17 protein-coding genes and 1 tRNA gene are annotated in these 19,962 nt (G+C 74.2%); 8 read left to right on the top strand and 10 right to left on the bottom strand.

From position 1 onward, the window contains the following. Positions 1-52 precede the first annotated feature (52 nt). Genes HPC71_RS06175 through HPC71_RS06165 form a run of 3 tightly spaced genes read right to left on the bottom strand, consistent with a single transcriptional unit; the run spans position 53 to position 2,328 of the window. Positions 53-1,096, bottom strand: a complete 1,044-nt coding sequence (locus HPC71_RS06175; RefSeq protein ID WP_154616801.1) for an adenosine deaminase — start codon at positions 1,094-1,096, stop codon at positions 53-55. A gap of 15 nt (positions 1,097-1,111) precedes the next feature. Continuing rightward, the gene (locus tag HPC71_RS06170) at positions 1,112-1,855 is read right to left on the bottom strand and encodes a DsbA family protein (protein WP_230084595.1); all 744 of its coding nucleotides are present in this window, start codon (positions 1,853-1,855) and stop codon (positions 1,112-1,114) included. Beyond that, entirely contained in the window at positions 1,852-2,328 is a 477-nt protein-coding gene (locus HPC71_RS06165; protein ID WP_253943919.1) for a MauE/DoxX family redox-associated membrane protein, read from the bottom strand. Before HPC71_RS06165 ends, HPC71_RS06170 begins: the two co-directional genes overlap by 4 nt. Before the next feature lie 158 nt (positions 2,329-2,486). Between HPC71_RS06165 and orn the strand changes: the two genes are divergently transcribed. The 3 genes from orn to HPC71_RS06150 all read left to right on the top strand — a co-directional run bounded on the left by orn (position 2,487) and on the right by HPC71_RS06150 (position 3,718). Continuing rightward, positions 2,487-3,155, top strand: a complete 669-nt coding sequence (gene orn / locus HPC71_RS06160) for an oligoribonuclease (protein WP_171896318.1) — start codon at positions 2,487-2,489, stop codon at positions 3,153-3,155. A 43-nt stretch (positions 3,156-3,198) separates the two neighbouring features. Further along, positions 3,199-3,274, top strand: a tRNA-His gene (locus HPC71_RS06155). A gap of 120 nt (positions 3,275-3,394) precedes the next feature. Continuing rightward, positions 3,395-3,718 carry a putative quinol monooxygenase gene (locus HPC71_RS06150; RefSeq protein WP_154616799.1) on the top strand — a complete coding sequence of 108 codons (324 nt, stop codon included), beginning with the start codon at positions 3,395-3,397 and terminating at the stop codon, positions 3,716-3,718. Between the two features lie 277 nt (positions 3,719-3,995). On the opposite strand, the gene HPC71_RS06145 is transcribed toward HPC71_RS06150, so the two are convergent. The 5 genes from HPC71_RS06145 to ureA all read right to left on the bottom strand — a co-directional run bounded on the left by HPC71_RS06145 (position 3,996) and on the right by ureA (position 9,985). Beyond that, on the bottom strand, positions 3,996-5,372 hold the full coding sequence (locus HPC71_RS06145; protein WP_154616798.1) for an HNH endonuclease signature motif containing protein: 1,377 nt from the start codon (positions 5,370-5,372) through the stop codon (positions 3,996-3,998). Between the two features lie 208 nt (positions 5,373-5,580). Then, positions 5,581-7,674, bottom strand: coding sequence for a YhgE/Pip domain-containing protein (locus tag HPC71_RS06140; RefSeq protein WP_154616797.1), 2,094 nt, complete (start codon positions 7,672-7,674; stop codon positions 5,581-5,583). Further along, positions 7,671-8,516, bottom strand: coding sequence for a hypothetical protein (locus tag HPC71_RS06135; RefSeq protein WP_154616795.1), 846 nt, complete (start codon positions 8,514-8,516; stop codon positions 7,671-7,673). Before HPC71_RS06135 ends, HPC71_RS06140 begins: the two co-directional genes overlap by 4 nt. Before the next feature lie 228 nt (positions 8,517-8,744). After that, positions 8,745-9,680: a sirohydrochlorin chelatase family protein gene (locus HPC71_RS06130; RefSeq protein WP_154616793.1), complete on the bottom strand. Its 936-nt coding sequence runs from the start codon at positions 9,678-9,680 to the stop codon at positions 8,745-8,747. Further along, on the bottom strand, positions 9,680-9,985 hold the full coding sequence (gene ureA / locus HPC71_RS06125; protein ID WP_154616791.1) for an urease subunit gamma: 306 nt from the start codon (positions 9,983-9,985) through the stop codon (positions 9,680-9,682). The genes HPC71_RS06130 and ureA overlap by 1 nt, the downstream gene beginning before the upstream one ends. A gap of 571 nt (positions 9,986-10,556) precedes the next feature. Between ureA and HPC71_RS06120 the strand changes: the two genes are divergently transcribed. The 4 genes from HPC71_RS06120 (at position 10,557) to HPC71_RS06105 (ending at position 14,471) form a co-directional block, all read left to right on the top strand. Further along, entirely contained in the window at positions 10,557-11,963 is a 1,407-nt protein-coding gene (locus tag HPC71_RS06120; protein ID WP_171896316.1) for a mannitol dehydrogenase family protein, read from the top strand. After that, positions 11,947-12,717, top strand: a complete 771-nt coding sequence (locus HPC71_RS06115) for an HAD family hydrolase (protein ID WP_171896314.1) — start codon at positions 11,947-11,949, stop codon at positions 12,715-12,717. The genes HPC71_RS06120 and HPC71_RS06115 overlap by 17 nt, the downstream gene beginning before the upstream one ends. After that, a complete protein-coding gene (locus tag HPC71_RS06110) occupies positions 12,714-13,775 on the top strand; it encodes a CDP-glycerol glycerophosphotransferase family protein (RefSeq protein ID WP_171896312.1) in 1,062 nt (353 codons plus the stop codon). Before HPC71_RS06115 ends, HPC71_RS06110 begins: the two co-directional genes overlap by 4 nt. A gap of 63 nt (positions 13,776-13,838) precedes the next feature. Then, positions 13,839-14,471: a helix-turn-helix transcriptional regulator gene (locus HPC71_RS06105; protein ID WP_154616789.1), complete on the top strand. Its 633-nt coding sequence runs from the start codon at positions 13,839-13,841 to the stop codon at positions 14,469-14,471. Between the two features lie 296 nt (positions 14,472-14,767). On the opposite strand, the gene HPC71_RS06100 is transcribed toward HPC71_RS06105, so the two are convergent. After that, on the bottom strand, positions 14,768-16,036 hold the full coding sequence (locus HPC71_RS06100; RefSeq protein ID WP_154616787.1) for an HNH endonuclease signature motif containing protein: 1,269 nt from the start codon (positions 16,034-16,036) through the stop codon (positions 14,768-14,770). A 102-nt stretch (positions 16,037-16,138) separates the two neighbouring features. Beyond that, positions 16,139-18,169 (bottom strand): sensor histidine kinase, encoded by a 2,031-nt coding sequence (locus HPC71_RS06095; RefSeq protein WP_154616786.1) that lies wholly within the window; start codon positions 18,167-18,169, stop codon positions 16,139-16,141. Positions 18,170-18,334: 165 nt separating this feature from the next. Between HPC71_RS06095 and HPC71_RS06090 the strand changes: the two genes are divergently transcribed. Further along, positions 18,335-19,915, top strand: coding sequence for a phytoene desaturase family protein (locus HPC71_RS06090; protein ID WP_154616785.1), 1,581 nt, complete (start codon positions 18,335-18,337; stop codon positions 19,913-19,915). Positions 19,916-19,962 lie beyond the last annotated feature (47 nt).

Here is a 19,962-nt window from a genome sequence, read left to right as displayed (position 1 = left end):
CGACCCGCCATGGGCGCCTCCACGCCGCCGCGGGGTCCGCTCAGGGGTCCGCTCAGGCCGGGGCGGTCCCGCCCGCGACGTACGCGTCGATCTCGGCGAGCACCCGCGTCTTGACATCGTCCTCGGCGAAGGAGACACCCACCGCGGTCCGCGCCAGGTCGGCGACGCCGTCGGCGTCGAGGTCCAGCAGGTCGGCGGCGATCTCGTACTCGCGGTTCAGCGACGTCCCGAACATCGGCGGGTCGTCGGAGGCGATGGTGACGGTGACGCCGGCCTCGCGGAACGCCGCGAGGGGGTGCGCGGCGAGGTCGGGGACCGCGCGGGTGGCCACGTTGGACGACGGGCACACCTCCAGGGGCACGCCGGTCTCGGCCAGGTGGGCGAGCAGCTCGGGGTCCCGGGCCGCGGACGTGCCGTGGCCGATGCGCTCGGCCCCGAGCAGCCGCAGGGCGTCCCAGACCGTCTCGGGCCCCGTGGTCTCGCCGGCGTGCGGCACCGAGCGGAGCCCGGCGGCCCGGGCCGCGTCGAAGTGCGGCTGGAACTGCGCCCGCGGCACGCCGATCTCCGGGCCGCCGAGGCCGAAGCCGACCAGCCCGTCGGGGCGGTGGTCGAGGGCGTAGCCGAGCGTGGCCTCGGCGCTCGGCAGCCCGGCCTCGCCGGGGATGTCGTAGATCCAGCGCAGCACCAGGCCGAAGTCACGCTCGGCGGCGACCCGGGCGTCCTCGATCGCCTCGGTGTAGGCCTCGATGGCCATCCCCGGCTGCGGGTCGTGCGGACGCACCGAGGTGTACGGCGTGCACGTCAGCTCGGCGTACCGCAGGGCCTGGCCCTCGGCCATCTCGCGCGCGACCTCGTAGGTCAGGTAGCGGATGTCCTCGGGCGTGCGGACCAGGTCGACCACCGCGAGGTAGACCTCGATGAAGTGCGCGAAGTCGCGGAACTCGTAGAACCGGCGCAGCTCGTCGAGGTCCGCCGGGACGGTGCCGGGGTGGCGGGCTGCCAGCTCGGCGACCATCCGCGGCGACGCGGACCCGACGTGGTGGACGTGCAGCTCGGCCTTGGGCAGGCCGGCGATGAACTCCGGGGTGACGCGCATCCCCGGATCATCGGCTCACTTGACGGCGGCCACCAAGTTGTCGGCCAGCTCCTCGACCGTGTCGCCGTCGGTGAAGACCTCACCGTCGACCAGGACCGTGGGTGTGCCGGTGATGCCCTCCCGGGAGGCGGCGTCGGTGGCGTTCTCCACCCACTGGTCGAAGGCGCCCTCCTCGATCGGCTCACGCACCTCGGCCTCGTCGGCGCCGGCCTCGACGGCGAGGTCGACGAGGTCGTCGTTGCTCGGGTACGACGCGCCCTCCTTCGGCTGCCGCTCGAAGAGCAGGTCGTGGAAGTCCTTGGCGACCTCAGGGCCGGCGGTGTCGAGCACGACGGCGAAGGCGTTGGTCGCCCGAGCGGAGTAGTCGCCGTACCGGCTCAGCAGGTCGAAGGGCCGGTACTCGACGCGCACCTGGCCGTTCTCGGAGAGCTTCTCGAGGTCCGTGCGGGTCTCGGCCTCGAGGTCACCGCAGTAGGGGCAGAGGAAGTCCTCGTAGATCACGACCGAGTGCGGGGCGTCGGGGGGGCCGAACGCCAGGGAGTAGTTGTCGGTCGCGCCGGCCGGCTTCGTCGCGGCCGTCCCGGTCGTGTCGCGGTCGCCCTGGACCAGGACGCCGACGACCACCACCAGCGCGAGGACCGCGGCCACGGCGGCGCTGATGAGGACCTTGCGGCGGCGCTCCCGCACCTTCTGCTCACGCAGGGCGGCCGCAGCGCGCTCCGATCGGGACTGCTGACGGGACTTCGTGGACAAGCTCATGCCTCCGAGATGGTCGGTCCGGTACGTCGGAACAGGACGTTGTCCAGCGCGAACCGGGTCGCGCGGACACGCACGAGGAACAGGGACAGCGCCAGGAGGACCACGTCGCGGGCGATCTCCCCCGGGTACTGGGCGGACGCGCCCGGCTCGTAGCCCCCGCCGCCGAAGCAGCCGCAGTCGATCTGGAGGCCGCGGGCCCACGCGGACGCGATCCCGATGATGAACGCGAGGAAGAGCAGGGCGGAGACGGCGCCGGCGGCTCGCGTGAGCACCCCGCCGATCAGGGCGACCCCGACCACCACCTCCAGCACGGGCAGCAGGTGGCCGACCGTCGGCACGACCGACTCCGGCAGCAGGTCGTAGGCGCGGACGGCGCGGACGCTCTCGTAGGGGTCGGGCAGCTTCAGGGCTCCCGCCACGAGCCACACCCCGCCGGTCACGAGACGCGCGACCAGACCGAACCACTCCCTCACGGCTGGCACGTTAGGCAACCGGGCTGAACCCTTCCTGAGAGCAGCCGTCGGCCCCGCCTGAGAACACCGACCGGGCACGCCGGTGGCCCCGGGTCGAGCCGCCCGCGTCGCCGCCCGTGGCGACGGCCGCGTCGGTCCCGCCACGTAGGGTGCCCTCCGTGAACGACCGACTCGTCTGGATCGACTGTGAGATGACCGGCCTCGACCTGCGCGCGGACGCGTTGATCGAGGTGGCGGCCCTCGTGACCGACTTCGAGCTCAACGTGCTCGGCGAGGGCGTCGACATCGTCATCCGCCCGCCCGATGAGGCCCTGGAGCAGATGGGCGACTTCGTGCGCAGCATGCACGAGAGCTCCGGCCTGCTCGACGAGCTGGCGGCGGGCGTGAGCCTGGCCGAGGCCGAGGAGCGGACCCTGGCCTACCTCCGCGAGCACTGCCCCGAGGGCAGCCGGCCGCCGCTGGCCGGGAACACCGTGGGCACGGACCGGGCGTTCATCGCCCGCGACATGACCGGGCTGGAGTCCTTCCTCCACTACCGGATCGTCGACGTCAGCTCGATCAAGGAGCTCTCCCGGCGCTGGTACCCGCGGGCCTACCACCAGGCGCCGGCCAAGCGCGGCAACCACCGTGCCCTCGCCGACATCCGCGAGAGCATCGAGGAGCTGCGCTACTACCGCGAGGCGGTCTTCGTCCCGCCGCCGGGGCCCGACTCCGCGACCGCCAAGGCGATCGCGGCGCGGCACGGCGGCTCCCTGACCGGCGCAGCGGCCGAGCCCGACGCCGACCCCGCTGCCGGCACCCCCGCGGATTCCACCCCCGAGGACTGAGTCGACTATAGTTCCCCCCGGTTCCGGCCGCGGTCGGACCATGGTGGGTATAGCTCAGCTGGTAGAGCGCTGCGTTGTGGTCGCAGATGTCGCGGGTTCAAGTCCCGTTACTCACCCCACGTGATCGAGCCCCTGACCCGGACCGGGTCAGGGGCTCGATCCGTTCCGGGCCGCGCCCGCCGGTCCGGCCGCCGACCCCCCTTCGCCGGCGGTATCCGCCGAACCCTTGAGGAGACACGTTGATCTTCATCACCGCGAAGTTCCGCATCAAGCCCGAGCACGCCGAGGCCTGGCCCGAGATCTCCCGGTCCTTCACCGAGGGCACCCGCGCCGAGGAGGGTTGCCTCTGGTTCGACTGGTCCCGATCGCTCGACGACCCGAACGAGTACGTCCTCACCGAGGCCTTCCGTGACGGCGAGGCCGGCGCGGCACACGTGGGCAGCGACCACTTCAAGGCCGCCCAGGCCGAGCTCCCGCCGTACCTCGCCGAGACGCCCCGCATCGTGTCCACCGAGGTCGACCAGGACGGCTGGAACGAGCTCGGCGAGCTCGCCGTCGACTGACCCCGCCGCACGCCGGCGACCGGCCCGCCTCCCGGGCGGGCGGTCGCCGGCGTCGTCGTTCCCGCGGCGCTCAGAGCCATGGAGCCCAATCTGACCTCGATGGAACCGCGTGGCGCCGTCGCGTACGCACTCTCGGGAACCTCGGCCGAGGCTTCGGCGAACGCGATGACCCGTCTCGACGTCCTCGCGCCGGACACGGAGTGGGCCGAGCAGGTCGTCAGCCGCTCAGGTGCGCGGCACGGAGGCGTCGGGCGGCAGTCCTGAACGATCCGGCGCCTCACGCTGGGCGTGCCTGTGCCCCGCCGGTCGGGTGCTCCGGCGGGGTCGTGGCGATGCGGCTATCTCGTGGCGGCTGAGCCGTCGGCGGTGGTTCGGGCCCGAGGTCGTGGGTGCCTCGGTGGTCGACCCGGTACGTGAGGCCGGTCGGACTTCGCCACTCGAATGTCCCGGGAGCTGGTGACTGCTGCGACCAGCCGGCGTGGGTCTTGGCCCGGTGGTGGCGCCGACACAGGGGCGCGATGTTCTCGGTCGCGGTCGGTCCACCCCTGGCGTGGGGGATGACGTGGTCGTCGTCGATCCTGCTGGTCGCGTGGGCGGGTCGGGTGCACCAGGGGAACACGCAGTGCAGGTCGCGCAGCCGGGTCTGGGTCGAGAGGCGGTCGGGGACCTCGTAGGCCTCGACGTGGATCCGCTCGTTGAGGTCGATCACGGGCTTCACGGTGATCGTCTTGCCGGCATCGGACCGCGCGGCGCGGGTGCACCAGTCCGCGAGCTGGCTGGTGAGGACGAACCCGCGGGTGTTCTCGACCCGGGTGATGTCGTCGAGGGTCCCGTCGGGACGCTGGTGCACGTGGACCACGAGGGGCTTGGGGTCGGTGTCGAACTCCAGCTGCATCTGCCGCCGCGCCATGTCACCCAGGGCGACTGACCGTCGGGCGTCGAGGGTGTCGGTGCACCCGAGTGCTTCGAGCCGGGCCGCGCCCTTCTCGAGTGCGTCGTCGAGGTCCAGTGCATCGGCCAGGTCGAGGGTCGCCCACACGTCCACGTGCCCGTCGAAGGACACCTGTCGGGACTGGATGGTCACGTGCCGGGCCTCGGCCCGCTCGGTCGCAACACGTTGGGCTTCGTCGGGGTCGAACCGGACCAACGCCTCCTCCAGCAACCGCTCCAGCGCGGCGGGCCCGATAGTCGAGGCGACCGGGGCGACGTGGGTGTCGACGAACGCCGCACCCTTCTTCGGCAGGTGCAACGTCCGCCGCGCCAGCGCCCGCGCCTTCCAGGCCGGCAGATCCAGCGAGGTCACCTTCGCCCACAGCTTCGGGAGCCGGTACCGCAGCTCGAGCGCCTCGGCGAGATAGGCCCGGCCGGCGTCCTCGGACTTCCCCAGCCCGGCCGCGAACTCCACGACCGCGAACTCGGTCACGAACGGCGCACCCTCACCGGCCAGGCAGACCGGCTTGTCACCGAACCCGCGGAACACCGACCAGGTCGCTGCCTCGTCGAGCGACTCGGCCGGGTGGAGCACGCACCACTGGACAGCCGCCTCAAGAAGCTCGGCCTCGGCTGCGTTGGCCGCGCGTTGCTTGGCGCGAGCGAGGCTCAGCACGTCGGCTGGGGTGTCCAGCGGGTGCTCGAGCGTCGCGGTCAAGGCCATGCCTCATTCTACTCGAACACATGCTCGAACGAAAGAGGTTCAGCTAGATAATCCTGTCCGGGCTGGGCGAACTCGCCAGCCCGAGGCAGCGGCCGGCGAGCCGGCAGCGGACCGCAACCCACGACGTACCCGGTCCTATAACTGCCAAAGACCGCAACCACCCACGGCCCGAGGCCGAAGGTCGGCTGCCCGTCGGTTGCCGGGGAGGTCAGAGCACGAGCTCGGGGTGGAGGCGGGCCGGGGTCCAGACGCGCTGGCGGTAGGCCGCGTAGACGGTGGCGAGGATGCCGACGACGAAAGCGCCGAGGAGCACCGCGAGGTCGCGGGCGAGGACGGCTGCGTCACCGCCGTACAGCGTCTGCCGCAGGCCTTCGACGGCGTAGGACATCGGCAGGATCCGGTGGAGGGCCTGCAAGGGTTCGGGCACGGTCTGCCACGGGAACGTCCCGCCGGCGGTGACCAGCTGGACGAGCATGAGGACCAGCCCGAGGAACTGGCCGACCGCGCCGAGCCAGACGTTGAACGCCTGGAGCAGGGCGACGAACGCGGCCGAGGCGAGGGCCAGGAGCCCGACGGTGCCGAGCGCGTCGGCGGCGCTGATGTCGAGGGCGACGTTGACGATCAGGAACATGACCGCCATCTGCGCCAGGCCGATGACCGCGGCTGGCAGCCACCCGCCCAGCACGGTCTGCCAGGCCGGAGCGGCGGCGGCGAGGGAGCGGCTGGACAGGGGTCTGACCAGGAGGAAGAGCACGTAGGCACCGATCCAGGCCGCCAGGGACATGAAGAACGGCGCCAGGCCGGCGCCGTAGCTGCCGGCGCTGGCCAGCTGGTCGTCGGCCACGCGCACCGGGTCGCCGATGGTGCGGGCGGTCGCCTCGGCGGTCCTGCGATCCGGGTCCGGGATCTTCTTCAACCCCTTGCGCAGCTGGGTGGTGAGCTCGTCGACACCGCGGTCGACCTTCGCTCCGCCGCGGCGCAGCCGCACGCTGCCGCGCGCCAGCCGCTCCGACCCGTTCGCGAGCCGCTGGTTGCCCGCCGACAGGCTCCGGGCGCCGCTCGCGAGCGTGGCGACCCCTGACCGGGCCGTTGCGGCGCCGGAGGCGAGCCGGGCCGCACCCGACCGGGCGGTGCCGATGCCGCGCACGAGAGCAGGGGTCGCCCGGGCCAGGGCCGTGGCGCCGGCCGCGACCTTCCCGGACCCGCGGCTGAGCCGGTCGAGCTTGCGGGAGGCGCCGGTGACCGCGGCGGCGGCGTCCCGCACCGGCTGGCCGGCGAGGTCGAGGACCGCCGCGAGGTCGGCGGCGACGCCCGGGGTCAGCACGCCGTCGGCGACGAGGGCCTGGAGCTGGCGCCGCAGCACCCGGCCCGCACGATCGACCCGGTTGGCGAGGCCCCGGGCCGCTGAGGCGGCGTCCCGGCCGATCGACGCGACCTCGCGGTTGCCGGCGGCGACCTCGCGGGCCCCGGACGCGAGCCGGTTGGTCTGGCTGGGCAGGCTCCGCGTCCGCCCGGCGAGCGTGCCCAGGCCCGCGGAGAGCCGCCCGGCCCCGGAGGAGAGGCGGCTGCTGCCGGCGGCCAGGCGGTCGACGCCGGAGGAGAGCCGACCCGCGCCGCTGGCCGCCTCCCGAGCACCCGCGCGCAGGGTCGCCGTGCCGCGCTCCGCGGTCCGGAGCCCCTCGAGGAGGCGGCCGGTGCCGTTCGACAGGCGTCGTACGCCCTTCAGGCCGCGACGGAGGTCCTGGTGGACCAGCCGGAACCCGCTGAGGAAGCGGGTGGCCGCCTCGGTGCCGACCTCCTGGGCCACCGAGTCGCGCACCTCCCCCACGATCTGCCCGGCGATGGTCGCCACCATGTAGTTGTTCGCGTCGTTGGTGATCAGCCGCAGGCTCGCCTGGCGCGGCTCGAAGCGGCCGGGCGAGACGAGGTCCCGGGAGAACTCCGGACCGATCACCAGCGCGGAGTCGAAGCGCCCCGAGCGGACCCCGGCCTCGGCGTCGGCCTTGGTCGTCTCGACCCAGCCGAAGCCGCCGTCACCGTCGACGAGCCGCTTGGCGACGTCGTCGCCGTACAGCACGGTCCTGGCCGGCTCGCCGGCCGAGGCGGCCGTCCGCGCGCCCTGGTCCTCGACGACCAGCGCGGCCGGCACCTCGCCCAGGCGGCCATAGGGGTCCTCGTTGGCGAAGAGGTAGAGCCCCGAGTAGAGCGAGGGGATCACGATCAGGGCCAGCACCGCCGCGCTCCGCAGGGTGCCACTGGTCAGGCGGCGCAGCTCCGTGGCCGCCACTCGTGCTGCGATCACGGTCGGGTCTCCTCGTCGACGGGGTGCTGGTCGGGCGGCGCGGCGCGTGCCGGGGGTACGTCGACGACGGTGTCGGTCAGGTCGGCGACATCGGCGACATCGGGGGCGTCGGGGGCGTCGTCGGCGTCGGGGGCGCCGTCGGGTGCTCGGGCGACCGCGGTGGGAGCCGGGATCGCGGGGCCCGGCGTGGTGCGCAGGGCCTCCACGAGTGGTCGGCGCCGGGCCTCGGGCCCCTGCGCGGGCGGGAGGAGCGCGCCGAGGTCGCGCGCAGAGGAGCGCTGGCACTGCACCAGCACGCCGAAGCCCACGGAGGCGAGCGCCTGCGCCAGCGCCCACCAGTCCGCCGGCTCCCCGCCGTGCCGGTCGGGCAGGCACAGCACGATGAATCGCACGCCGCGGCGCTCGGCGGCCAACGAGGCCAGCACCCGGGTCCGGTCGGCGGCGGGCACGTCCTCGACCCGCTCGTGACGCCGGGAGGACAGGCGCTGCGTGGCGAGCCACTGCCGGACGGCACGCCGGCCCGACGGCCGGTGCGCGTAGGCGCGCTCCTCGGCCGCGACGGTCCCGATCGTCGAGACGTCGTCGGGCTCGGAGATGCCGGGGAGGTCGACCACCGCCGTGACCCGGCGCAACGCGGCCGGATCGGTGCTCACCGATCCGTCGTCGCGGATGAGCGCGACCGTGCCGGAGAGGCCCGAGAGCCGCCCGGTCACCGCCAGCGCGAGCGCCGTGTGGCCCTGGCCCGGGTCGCCGGCCACCAGGACGCACTCCCCCGTCGCGATCGACAGCGCCTCGAGCTGGAGGATGCTCGACCGGCGACCGAGGACCTGCAGGTCCCTCACCTCGAGGTGCACGACGCTCCCGCCGGGCCGGGACGCCGGCCACCCCGGCCGCCCCGGCCGGGGGGCGCCATCAGGTCCGCCGGTGGCGGGCTGGCAGATGGCGCTGCTCACCGTGACCGGCACGGTCTGGACCCCCGCGGGCTGTCTCATGCGCGCCGACACCGGCGACGTACGGCTCGTCGCCGGTGTGGTGGTCGTGGTCGTGGCTGCCTGGCATCGTTCCTGCGTTCAGGTGCGGCTGGGGAGCGGGACGAGGGTCGGGGCCGCGGGGCGGTCGTGGTGCTCGGTGTGCTGGTGCGGGGAGCCGGGCACGTCGCCGTGCGCCTGCCCGGGGGCCTGGCCGGGGCCGTGCTGGTGGGCGAGGTCCCCGGCGTGGGAGTGCGCGTAGCCGTGACCGTGGTCGGCCTGGAGCGCCGGCTCGATGCCGTCCTCCCCGTGGCCGAGCCGGTGGATGCCGCCCACGATGCGCTCGACGGTCGTGCGGGCGGCGGCGCGCCCGGAGAGCAGCGGGCCGTGGAAGGTCACGCCGTCCAGGTCCTCGGTCTCCGGGCACGCGTCGGCGAACCCGGCGGGGACGACCACCACCTCGTCGTGCCCGAGGCGGCGCATCCGGTCCACGGCGCGGGCCAGGTCGCCGTCCTGCTCGAGCAGGCCGACCCCGACCTCCTGTCCCGCGCCGTGGGTGCGGACCAGGTGCGCCAGCCGGTGCAGCTCGGCGTCGTCGAAGGGGTTGGCGGCCTCCGCGGCCAGCAGCATCGCCGCCCGGGGGCGGCGGCCTGCCCACTCGCGCGCCGCGGCGCGGACCACTGTCACCAGGTGGTCGGGCTTGCCGAATGGGTCGCACAGCGCCAGCCGCCCGGCCGCGGGACCGGCGGAGAGCCAGCGGAGGGTCTTGGCCGTGTCGGCCACGAGCACGGGGTCGCGGCCCCAGGTCATCGGGACGACCGCCACGGGGCCCTCGCCGTCCGCGAGCGCGGCGCGGACCACGCGGTGGAGCGGCCAGCCGGGCTCGGTGGCCGTCGCGCCCCTCAGGTCGAGGGCCCCGCGGAGCGCCCCGAGGAGGGGGCGCAGCGTCGCAGGGTCGGCGCCCTCGTGCCCGCCGACCAGGGCGACGGAGCAGGCCTCCCACCCGGAGCGCGGCTCGACGCGGTCCGCACCGGACATCACGCCCCCACCGGGTCGTGGCGGGAGACGAGCTTGCTGCCTTCGATAGACATCGCCTCCACCTGGAGCAGCGCGAGCCGCTCGCGGACGCCGGTCATGCAGTCGGAGCCGGTGACGACCTGCTTGCCGACCTCCCTGCACTCCGCGACCGACCGACCGTCGCGGGCCGCCTCCACGATGGCCTCGCAGATCAGCGCCTGGGCCTCGCGCGGGTTGAGCTTCGTCCCCCGTTCGCGACGCCGACGGGCGAGATCGGCAACCTGGTAGAGGTAGAGCTTGTCGACTTCCCTGGGCGTGAGGTTCATACCGAGGCGACCTTTCGAAGGGGTGTCGTGGGGTCTCGTGGGGCCGGACCCACCCGCGGGCCGGGCCCCGACCCGGCGTCCTGTCGGCGCACGCCGGTCTCCGGCCGCCGCTCGGAGGCTGCCTTCGGGAACCTCATCCTTCGGCCGTCCGGGAGCCCGGCGGAGGGCACTTCGGCCCACCGGACCGGGCACTTCGGCCCCGTACCGCGACGGCCCCACGTCCGCTTCCTGACGCCGCCACCGGCAGGCGGGAAGGGGACGGGTACGGGCACGGGACCAGGGGCGAGGAGGCGCGGCGGCGAGGGGCGCCGCGGGTCGGTGACCCCGCCCCCAGCTGGGGGTTTCCCACCCGTTCGGGGGAGCCTGCCGGGCGGGGCCCCCGGGCACCTGGACGCCAACCACCCTGGGGCGTGCGGAGCGGATGTTTCGCGACCCTCGCGAGCGGGTAGGCGACCGGTTCCCTTCCGCACCCCTGGTGCCCCACGACCGACAAGAGGTGCGAGTGCTCCGACCGACCCAGGACCCGGTACACCCGGCGACGACCCCAGCGCTCCGTCTCGACCTCGAGACGTTGACCGCGCTCCCGCCCCGCATCGCGCGGCCGACGTACGACGTCGCCGCGCTGCGCACCGGGGTCGTGCACCTCGGAGTCGGAGCGTTCCACCGCGCCCACCAGGCGCTCTACCTCGACGGGATCGCCCGGCTCGGCCTCCAGGACTGGGGGGTGCGCGGCATCGGGCTGCGGACCAACAGCCACCGCGAGGAGCTGGCCGGCCAGAACTTCCTCTACACCGCCCTCGCGCTCTCCGCCGGCGAGCCGACCGCCCGCGTGGTCGGCGTGCTGCGCGACTACCTCCCCGCCGGCGGGCGCACCGGCGCCGCAGCCGCGGTCGCCGCCCTCACCGACCCGCGGACCCTCCTGGTCACGCTGACCGTGACCGCGCCGGCGTACGCCGTGCTCCCCGGCGGGGGCACCGCGGTCCCCGCCTCGGCGTTCGACCTGCTGGCACGCGCGCTGGGCGTGCGACGGCGCACCGGCCAGGTGCCGTTCACGGTGCTGTCGTGCGACAACCTGCCGGGCAACGGCGACGCGGCCCGTCGGTGCGTCGTCGCCGCGGCCGAGGAGTTCGACCCGGGGCTGGCCCGGTGGATCGAGCGGCACGTCGGGTTCCCCAACAGCATGGCCGACCGGATCACGCCGCCGACCACCGAGGAGCACCGCCGCCTGCTGCACGGGCTCGGCGTGCACGACCGCGCGCCCGTCGTGACCGAGCCGTTCAGCCAGTGGGTCGTCGAGGACTCCTTCGCCGGGCCGCGGCCGCCGCTCGAGGACGTCGGGGTGGAGGTCGTCACCGACGCCCGGCCGTACGTCGAGGCCAAGATGCGGCTGCTGAACGCCGGCCACGTGGCGCTCGGGTTCCTCGGCGAGACGACCCCGCACTCCACGACCGACGCGGCGATGGCCGACCCGTTCGTCGGCCCGCTGGTCGAGCGGATGCTCGCCGAGGAGGTCTGCCCGCTGCTCGACCCGGTCCCGGGCCTCGACACCTCGGCGTACCTCCGCGACGTGCTCGACCGCTTCCGCAACCCCGCCATCGCCGACCCGCTGGCCCGGCTGCGGCGTCGCGGCTCGGTGCGGATGGCCAACTACGTCCTGCCGTCGCTGGAGCGTGCCGTGCTCGCCGGCCGCCCGCACGCGCTGCTCACCGGCGTCGTCGCGACCTGGATCGACCACCTGCGCCGCTCCGCGCAGGCGGTCCTCGAGGGCCGCGCGACGTCCGCGGAGGTCGCGGACCGGCTCGCCGACCCGTCGCTGGCCGCGCTGCTGGGGCCGGCGTCGCGCGCCGGGCACGACGTGCGACCCTTCCTGGCGGCCGCCGGAGGGTTCGAGCGGCTCGCCGCCCGCCCGGACTTCGTGGTCACCCTGCAGCGGGCGCTCATCGGACGAGAGGTGGAGGACCGTGCCGCAGCATCCTGACCCCAGACGCGATCTCGACCTGGGGCCGGTGCGGGCGCTGCTCCTGGACGCGGACGGCAACCTGTTCGCCTCCGAGGAGCCGGCCTTCGCCGCGTCCACGGCGGTCACCAACGACTTCCTGGACCGGCTCGGCTCGCAGCACCGGTGGGAGCCGGCCGAGCTCCAGGCCGCCGCACTGGGCCGCAACTTCCGCAGCCTGGCCACCGACCTGGCCGCTGAGGAGGGCGTCACCGTCGCGGAGGACGAGCTGGAGACCTGGGTCGCCCGCGAGCAGGACGTCGTCACCCGCCACCTGGCCTCGACCCTCGTGCCCGACCCCGCCGTCACCGACGCCCTGCACCGCCTGGCCCAGCACTGGGACCTCGCCGTCGTCAGCTCCAGCGCCCTCGGGCGGCTGGCCGCGTGCTTCACCGCCGCCGAGCTCGACGACGTCCTGCCGGCGGCCGGCCGGTTCAGCGCGCAGGACTCGCTGCCCCGACCGACCAGCAAGCCCGACCCTGCGGTCTACCTGCACGCCCTGGACCGGCTCGGCCTCGCCGCGCACGAGGCCGTCGCCGTCGAGGACGCCGTCTCCGGTGCCCGGTCCGCGGTCGCGGCCGGGATCGCGACGATCGGCAACCTGGTCTTCGTGCCCGGCCCCGAGCGCGCCGAGCGCCGGCAGGCGCTGCTGGACGCGGGCGCCGTCGCGGTGGTCGACGGCTGGGCGGACCTGGTCGCCCTGCTCGAGGAGCGGCGTACCGAGGTGCCCGCGTGAGGATCGTCTGGAACAGCTTCCACGGCCGGTTCTCCGACAACCCGCGCGCTCTGTGGGAGCGGGTGGCCGACCGCCCCGGCCTCGAGCACGTGTGGCTGGCCGACGGCGACCACCTCGCGGCGTTCCCCGCGGGCGTCACCACCGTCGACATCGACTCCCCGGCCGCCACCGAGGCGCTGGAGTCCGCGGACCTGCTCATCGCCAACACCCACACCGAGGTGGAGTGGACCAAGTCCGCGAGCACGACGTACGTCCAGACCTGGCACGGCACGCCGCTGAAGCGCATCCACCGCGACGTGCTGTGGGCGCCCGAGGGGCGGCTGGACCGGCTCGACCACGACGTCGCGAAGTGGGACCTGCTGCTCTCCCCGAACGCCGTCAGCACCCCACGGCTCCGCGGCGCCTTCGGCTACACCGGCGAGGTGCTGGAGTCCGGCTACCCGCGCAACGACCTGCTCTCCTCGCCGCGGGCCCGTGAGGTCGGGGCCGGCATCCGGGCCTCGCTCGGCATCCCCGCCCGCGCGACGGTCGTCCTCTACGCCCCGACCTGGCGCGACGACGAGGCCTTCGCCGAGGGCAACCCCGAGCTGCGCCTCCACCTCGACGTCGAGCGCTTCGCCGCGACCCTCGGGCCCGACCAGGTGCTGCTCGTGCGCGCGCACAACATGGTCACCGGCCGGTCCCCCATCGCCACCACCCCGGGCGTGCACGACGTGTCGTACCTCCCCGACGTCCGCGACCTCTACTGCGCCGCCGACGTGCTGGTCACCGACTACTCCTCGACGATGTTCGACTTCGCGATCACCGGCCGGCCGATCGTGCACTACGCCTACGACCTCGAGCGGTTCCAGAGCTCCGTGCGCGGGTTCTACTTCGACCTGCTGCCGGAGGCGCCCGGGCCGGTCGTGCGGACCGAGGACGAGCTGCTCGCCGTGCTCGGCGACCTCGACCGGGTCGAGAAGGACGTCGCCGAGCGGTACGCCGCGTTCCGCGAGCGGTACACCTCGCTGGAGGACGGCCGCGCCACCGACCGCGTGCTGGCCCGGCTCGGCATCTGACCCGGCCGCGCCCTCGCCCCGGCGGGCGGGGTTGCCGATGGTGCCGGTGGGCACCGGCCGACCATGCCCAGCAAGCCGCCGAGCGCTCCGCTCAACGTCGGCGTCGCCAGCCCGTTCGAGCTGGTGCTCACCGGGCTGTCAGCCATGCTGCGGCGCCATCCCGCCCGGGTGACCCTGTGTGGCGCGCCGGGCCAGGACGGTCAGCTGAGCGGCCTGGACGTCGTGCTGTACGACACCGCCGCGCTCGACCCCACCGGTGGCGCGGACGGCGGCGCCGACCTGGACCACCTCGTCCGCGCGAACGCCCGCGTCGTCGCCCTGGCCCGCCCGCAGGAGCCGGCCCTGACCGCGACCGCCCTCGAGCGCGGCGCCGCCGGCGTCGTACCCATGGACGCCTCGGCGACGCAGGTCATCAACGTCCTCGAGCGGGTCGCGCGCGCCGCGCCCGGCGGCACCCGCTCGACGCGGCACGTCGACGCGAGGATGCTCCTCCTCCCCCACGACCTGACGGTGCGCGAGTTCGAGGTGCTGGCCCTCGTCGCCGCCGGGTTGTCGAACGCCGAGATCGCTGAGCGGCTCTACGTCAGCGTCAACACCGTCAAGACCTACGTGCGCGCCGCCTACCGCAAGATCGGCGTCGATCGTCGCTCCCAGGCGGTCATCTGGTGCACGCACCACGGCATCGCGGCCAACTGAGGGCCCTTCCTCGGCCGCGCGCCTTCCCTGAGTCGAGCAGCGAGCCCTGGCGAGCGTGTCGAGGCCCGGTGAGGTGCGTGGCCTTGGGGTCTCCGGGCCGGTCGTGGTGGTGGCCGGGGGTGCGTCCGCGGGCGGCGGGTGGTGCGTTGTAGGAGGGTTCTGAGAGAAACGTGGTTGCGCGCCGCTGGGGTGCGGGTGCTTGGTCGCGGTTGCTTCTCGGCTCGCGGCAGGCGGGGGTCGACCGTTGTGGTTGCGGTGGTCGAGGGATCCAACTTCGGTGGATCTGGCTGGTTGGTCTATGTCCGCCGGTGGAAGGCGACCTTCCCGCCGGGGAGGTGGGTGGTCTCGAAGGCGGGGTCGTGGATCCGGGCGTGGTGGCGCGGGCAGAGGTTGCGGGCGTTGGCGAGATCCGTCGTGCCGCCACTGGACCAGGGTTGGTCGTGGTGGGCGTGGCAGAGGTGGGCGGGCCAGTCGCAGCCCTCTGCGGTGCAGGTCGGTTGGGTGAGGTTGAGCCCGCGTCGCTGAGCCCCGGAGAACAGCCGCGTCTTCCGGCCGAGGTCGAGCAGCTCGGACCTGGTGCCCAGCACCGCCGGGATCAGTCCGGCTTCGCAAGCGAGCCGGCGGGCGGTGGCGGCGGAGATGACGCTCCCGTCGTCCAGCACCCCAGGTGCGAGCCCACCCGTCAGCGAGTCGAGGTCGAGGGTCACCACGACGGTCGCGTTCAGTCCGCCGAGCTTCGGGAGTCGGTCGGTGGGGAGGCGTTCGAGGAGCTCGCAGAACGCATCCCCCATCCGCTCCGGGGAGGGTCGCCGCTCGACCTGCTCGACCGCGTCGGGGTCTTCGGTGCGGGTAGCGGTCTGGTGCTTGGGTGCGGCGTACGCGAGGAGGGTCTTGTGGAGCATCGCGGCGCGCAGCTCGGGGATGGAGAACTTCCCGCGCACCGAGCCCTTGCCGTCCGGGCACATGGTCAGCCACGCGTTCGCGCGGGCCTCACGCTCCTCACGCTCGAGGGCGGCCGCGTCGCGTGCCTCCCCGATCTCGGGGGCGACGACGGTGAGGACGTGCTTGGCGAGCACTGCGAGCGTCTTGGGGTCGAGGTGCTGCGCCTCCGCAAGGAGGTGCTGCTCGGCACGCGCCGGGACCGTCGCGTCCTCCAGGTCCTCGGGCAACCGGTCCACACACGAGGTGATCACCCGGGCGTGGTCGACCGAGATCGCGCCCTCGACCAGCGCAGCCGCGGTGGGCTCATGCCGGTCCAGCGATTCCGCCAGCCGGGCCCGGCCCTTCGCGACCCTGCGCTCCTGCCGGGTCCGGTGCGCCCACCAGGACGCCGTGTCGGTCGCCCCGGCCCGCTCGCCGGCGTGCCGGCGGTCGGCCTCGGCGAGCAACCGGAGGGCGAGGGCGTCGGCCTGCGCGCGGAGCTTCTCGGCCTCGACCAGGGTGGCCTCGACGTCCTCGTCCGACATCGACCACAGCTCCGCGGTCGCCGCCTGAAGCGTCTTGCGGCGGGACTTCGCGACAGCCCGACACACGGTGTGTGCGTGGGGTCGGGAGTCCTTGGCCATGGGTCTACTCAAGCACCGACCACCGACAGCCAAAGCGTCGTTTCCCCAGGTCAGGACACATATCGAGACACGACTTCGAACAGCTTCCGGAGGCTGGTCGCGTCAGGCGGGCAGCCGCACGCGGAACAGGGTGCCGCGGTCGACGACCGACTCGACGTCGATCACGCCGCCGTGCTTCTCGATGATCGCCCGGGTGATCGACAGCCCGAGGCCCGAGCCCGGGATGGCCCGCTCCTGGGCCAGGGAGCTGCGGAAGAACCGGGAGAAGAGCTGCTGGATCTCGTGGGTGGGGATGCCCATGCCGGTGTCGCGCACGTCGAGGTGGATCTCCGGGCCGGCGACGCCTCGGTCGGCGACCTCGAGGCAGACCTCGACCGAGCCGCCCTCAGGGGTGAACTTCACGGCGTTGCCGAGCAGGTTGACGACCACGCGCTCGAGCATGTCGCGGTCACCGACGAACAACACGGGCTCGCTGGGCAGGCCCAGGCTGACGTCGAGGCGGCGGTGCTCCCAGGCGGGCGCGACCACGCCGTACCCCTCCTGCACGACCTCGCGCAGGTCGAAGGCGCGGGAGCTGAGGGCGAGCCCGTCCTCGCTGAGCCGGGAGAGGGTGAGCAGCTCGTCGATGAGGCTCAGCAGGCGGTCGCTGTTGGCGGAGACCCGCTGCAGCGCCGTCGCCTGGGGCGGCGACAGCGCGCCGTAGGAGCCGTCGGCGAGCAGCTCGAGGTAGCCCAGGATGCTGGTGATCGGGGTCCGGAGCTCGTGGCTGACCGAGGACACGAACGCGTCCTTGGCGCGGTCGAGCTCGCGCAGCTGCTCGACCGCCTGGCGCTCGGTGTGCAGGGAGTCCTGGAGCCGGTCCTGGGCCCGGAGCTGGTCGGTGACGTCCTCGGAGGTGCTGACGTACCCGACGATCGTCCCGAGGTCGTCGACCATCCGGTTCAGCGTCATCGAGTGGACACGCTCGACGCCGTCCTGGCGCAGGAAGCGCATCTGCGTCCCCGCGTGCTCGGGCCGGGCGATCTCCCGCACGACCGAGCCGTAGTTCCGCGTGGTGCCGAGCTCGTCGGCCTTGTCCACCACCGAGCGCATCGTGTGCAGCACCCGCGCCGAGCGCCCCATCATCTCCGCGGCGGAGTAGCCGAGGAGACGCTCGGCGCCGGGGTTGAACAGGGTCACGCGCCCCTCGGGGTCGGTGCCGATGATCGCGATGCCGGTGGCGCCGTCGACGATGCTCTGGACCTTGTCGCGCTGGCTACGGGCCTCGCGGGAGATGACGATGTGCTGGCCCACCCGGATCATCAGCGGGACGACGATGAGCGCGCAGGTCGCGGCGTACGCCGCCAGGAGCACGCCCCGGGTGTCCGGTGAGAGGTCGAAGGCCTGCGGGACCGCGGCGAACGGCCCGCGCCCGGAGGACGTCATCACGATGGCGAAGAACAGCGTCGCCGCCATCTGCGCGAGGGCCTCCAGCGGCCGCAGCCGCAACGCCCCCCAGGCCAGGAGCGGCACGACCATGAACGCCATCGACGGCAGCTGGTCGGGGTAGAAGACCAGGGGCGTCAGGACGAGGCTCGCCCCCCACTGGGCGGCCCGCTCGACCGGGCTCGCGATCGAGCCGTGCTGCGGCAGCCGCATGAAGAACGGCAGCAGCGTCAGCTGCGAGGCGGTGTGCGCTGCCCCGAGGGCGAGCGCGACCGCGGCGGGCTCGCCGAACCCGGTCGCCCAGGAGGTGAGCGCCCCGGCCGCGGCGCCGACCCCGCCGGCCGCGCCGCAGGCGAGGAAGTAGCGCCGCAGGTCGGCATCGGTGCGCAGCGGCGGGCGCCCGGCGCGGCCACGCAGGAGGACCGCCGCGACGACGGCGGTCTCGACGGCGATCCCGATGCCGTAGCCGAGGGCGACGTCGAAGGGCCGGCCGCCCTGCCAGATGGTCAGGACCGCGACGACGAGCACGACCGGCACGACGTACGGCGCCCGGCGGCGGCCCGCCTCGATCGCCAGCGCGGAGGCGACCCCCACCGGCCAGATGCCGATGACCGAACCGTCGGCGGGTGCTGAGTGCACAGCGAGGATCCCGCTGGCGACGAGCACCGCGAGCAGTCCCGAGGCTCGTACCGCCGGGTCCAGCCTCACGCCCCACCCCTCCCGCGCGCAGTAGCCGACGGGGACGATGAAACACCACCCGCAGCCCCATGGCAGCGGGTCGGCCGATCCGTGACCCGCTCGTGTCCGGCGCGCGCTCGTCCGGCGCCCGTCCCGGGCCCGCCCGCGGTCCTGGCGATGGCCTAGGTTGGCCCGATGACCTCGGCAGATGCGTCCTCGGTCCGCTACGACGTCGTCGTGGTCGGCGGCGGCCACAACGGTCTGGTCTCCGCCGCCTACCTCGCCCGCGCCGGGTTGTCGGTGCTCGTCCTCGAGCGGCTCGGCCACACCGGCGGGGCCGCGGTCTCCGCCGCGACGTTCCCCGGCCGCGACACCCGGCTCTCGCGGTACTCCTACCTCGTCTCGCTCATGCCCGAGAAGCTCATGGCCGACCTCGGGCTCGACGTCACGCTGGTGTCGCGGCCGACGGCGTCGTACACCCCCGTCGTCCGCGACGGCCGCCCCGGCGGGCTGCTGGTCGAGCGGCCGGAGGGGCCGGCGACCGCGGCGTCGTTCCGTGAGCTCACCGGCTCCGACGACGAGTACGCCGCCTGGCGGGAGTTCTACGCCGACGTGGCGGACCTCGCCCACGTCGTCGCCCCGACGCTGCTCGAGCCGCTGCCGACCGAGCGGGCGCTCCGCGACCGGGTCGACCCGGGCATCTGGCGCGACGTGGTGACCCGCCCGCTCGGCGAGGCGATCGAGCGGCGCTTCCGCGACGACACCGTCCGCGGGGTGGTGGCGACCGACGCGCTGATCGGCACCTTCGCCTCCCTCGACGACCCCTCGCTGGCGCAGAACCGCTGCTTCGTCTACCACCTGATCGGCAACGGCACCGGTGAGTGGCGCGTGCCCGTCGGCGGGATGGGCGCCGTGACCACCGCGCTCGCCCGGGCCGCCACGCAGGCCGGCGCCGACATCCGGACCGGCGCCGGGGTCAGCGCGATCCGCGCGCACGAGGGCGGCGCCGAGGTCGACTGGCACGACGGCGAGCGCCACCGCACCGCCGAGGCCGGCACGGTCCTGGCCAACGTCGCCCCCTGGGTGCTGCGCATCCTGCTCGGCGAGCCCGAGGACCCCGCGAGCAAGCCGGTCGGCTCGCAGCTGAAGATCAACGTCCTGCTCGACCGGCTCCCCCGGCTCCGCTCGGGCGTCGACCCGGCCGTCGCCTTCGCCGGCACGCTGCACCTCGCCGAGGACTACAGCCAGCTCGCCGCGGCCCACGCCGACGCCGCCGCCGGCCACGTCCCCGCGGTGCTGCCGGGCGAGGTCTACTGCCACTCGCTGACCGACCCCTCGATCCTCGGGGACGCCCCCACGGGCACGCACACCCTCACCTACTTCGGCCTGCACACCCCGGCGACCCTCTTCGACGCCGACCCGGCCGCCACCAAGGCCGCCGCGGTCGACCGCGCGCTCGCCTCCCTCGACGAGCACCTGCTCGACCCGATCTCCTCCTGCGTCGCGCGCGACGCCACCGGGGCGCCCTGCATCGAGGCGAAGATCCCCCAGGACATCGAGCGCGACCTCGCCATGCCGGGCGGGCACATCTTCCACGGCGACCTCGACTGGCCCTGGGCCGCGAACCGCGCCCGCCTCGACACCCCGGCGCAGCAGTGGGGCGTCCAGACCGACGTCGCGTCGGTGCTGCTGTGCGGCAGCGGGGCGCGTCGCGGCGGCGCCGTCTCGGGCATCGCGGGGCACAACGCGGCGCAGGCGGTCCTGGCGAGCCGGTGACGACCCTGGCGATTTCTCCCGGCGGCTCCGCGCTGGTAACGTAGTCG

The organism is Nocardioides marmotae (assembly GCF_013177455.1).
In the GTDB taxonomy this organism is placed as follows: Bacteria; Actinomycetota; Actinomycetes; order Propionibacteriales; family Nocardioidaceae; genus Nocardioides; species Nocardioides marmotae.
This window is presented reverse-complemented; position numbering and strand designations above follow the sequence as displayed.

Excerpts from the sequence above, each read along its gene's own strand:
- HPC71_RS06105 (WP_154616789.1), top strand. The coding sequence starts at position 13,839 with ATGCCCAGCAAGCCGCCGAGCGCTCCGCTCAACGTCGGCGTCGCCAGC.
- HPC71_RS06090 (WP_154616785.1), top strand. The coding sequence starts at position 18,335 with ATGACCTCGGCAGATGCGTCCTCGGTCCGCTACGACGTCGTCGTGGTC.
- HPC71_RS06100 (WP_154616787.1), bottom strand. The coding sequence starts at position 16,036 with ATGGCCAAGGACTCCCGACCCCACGCACACACCGTGTGTCGGGCTGTC.
- HPC71_RS06175 (WP_154616801.1), bottom strand. The coding sequence starts at position 1,096 with ATGCGCGTCACCCCGGAGTTCATCGCCGGCCTGCCCAAGGCCGAGCTG.
- HPC71_RS06130 (WP_154616793.1), bottom strand. The coding sequence starts at position 9,680 with ATGTCCGGTGCGGACCGCGTCGAGCCGCGCTCCGGGTGGGAGGCCTGC.
- HPC71_RS06145 (WP_154616798.1), bottom strand. The coding sequence starts at position 5,372 with ATGGCCTTGACCGCGACGCTCGAGCACCCGCTGGACACCCCAGCCGAC.
- ureA (WP_154616791.1), bottom strand. The coding sequence starts at position 9,985 with ATGAACCTCACGCCCAGGGAAGTCGACAAGCTCTACCTCTACCAGGTT.
- HPC71_RS06170 (WP_230084595.1), bottom strand. The coding sequence starts at position 1,855 with ATGAGCTTGTCCACGAAGTCCCGTCAGCAGTCCCGATCGGAGCGCGCT.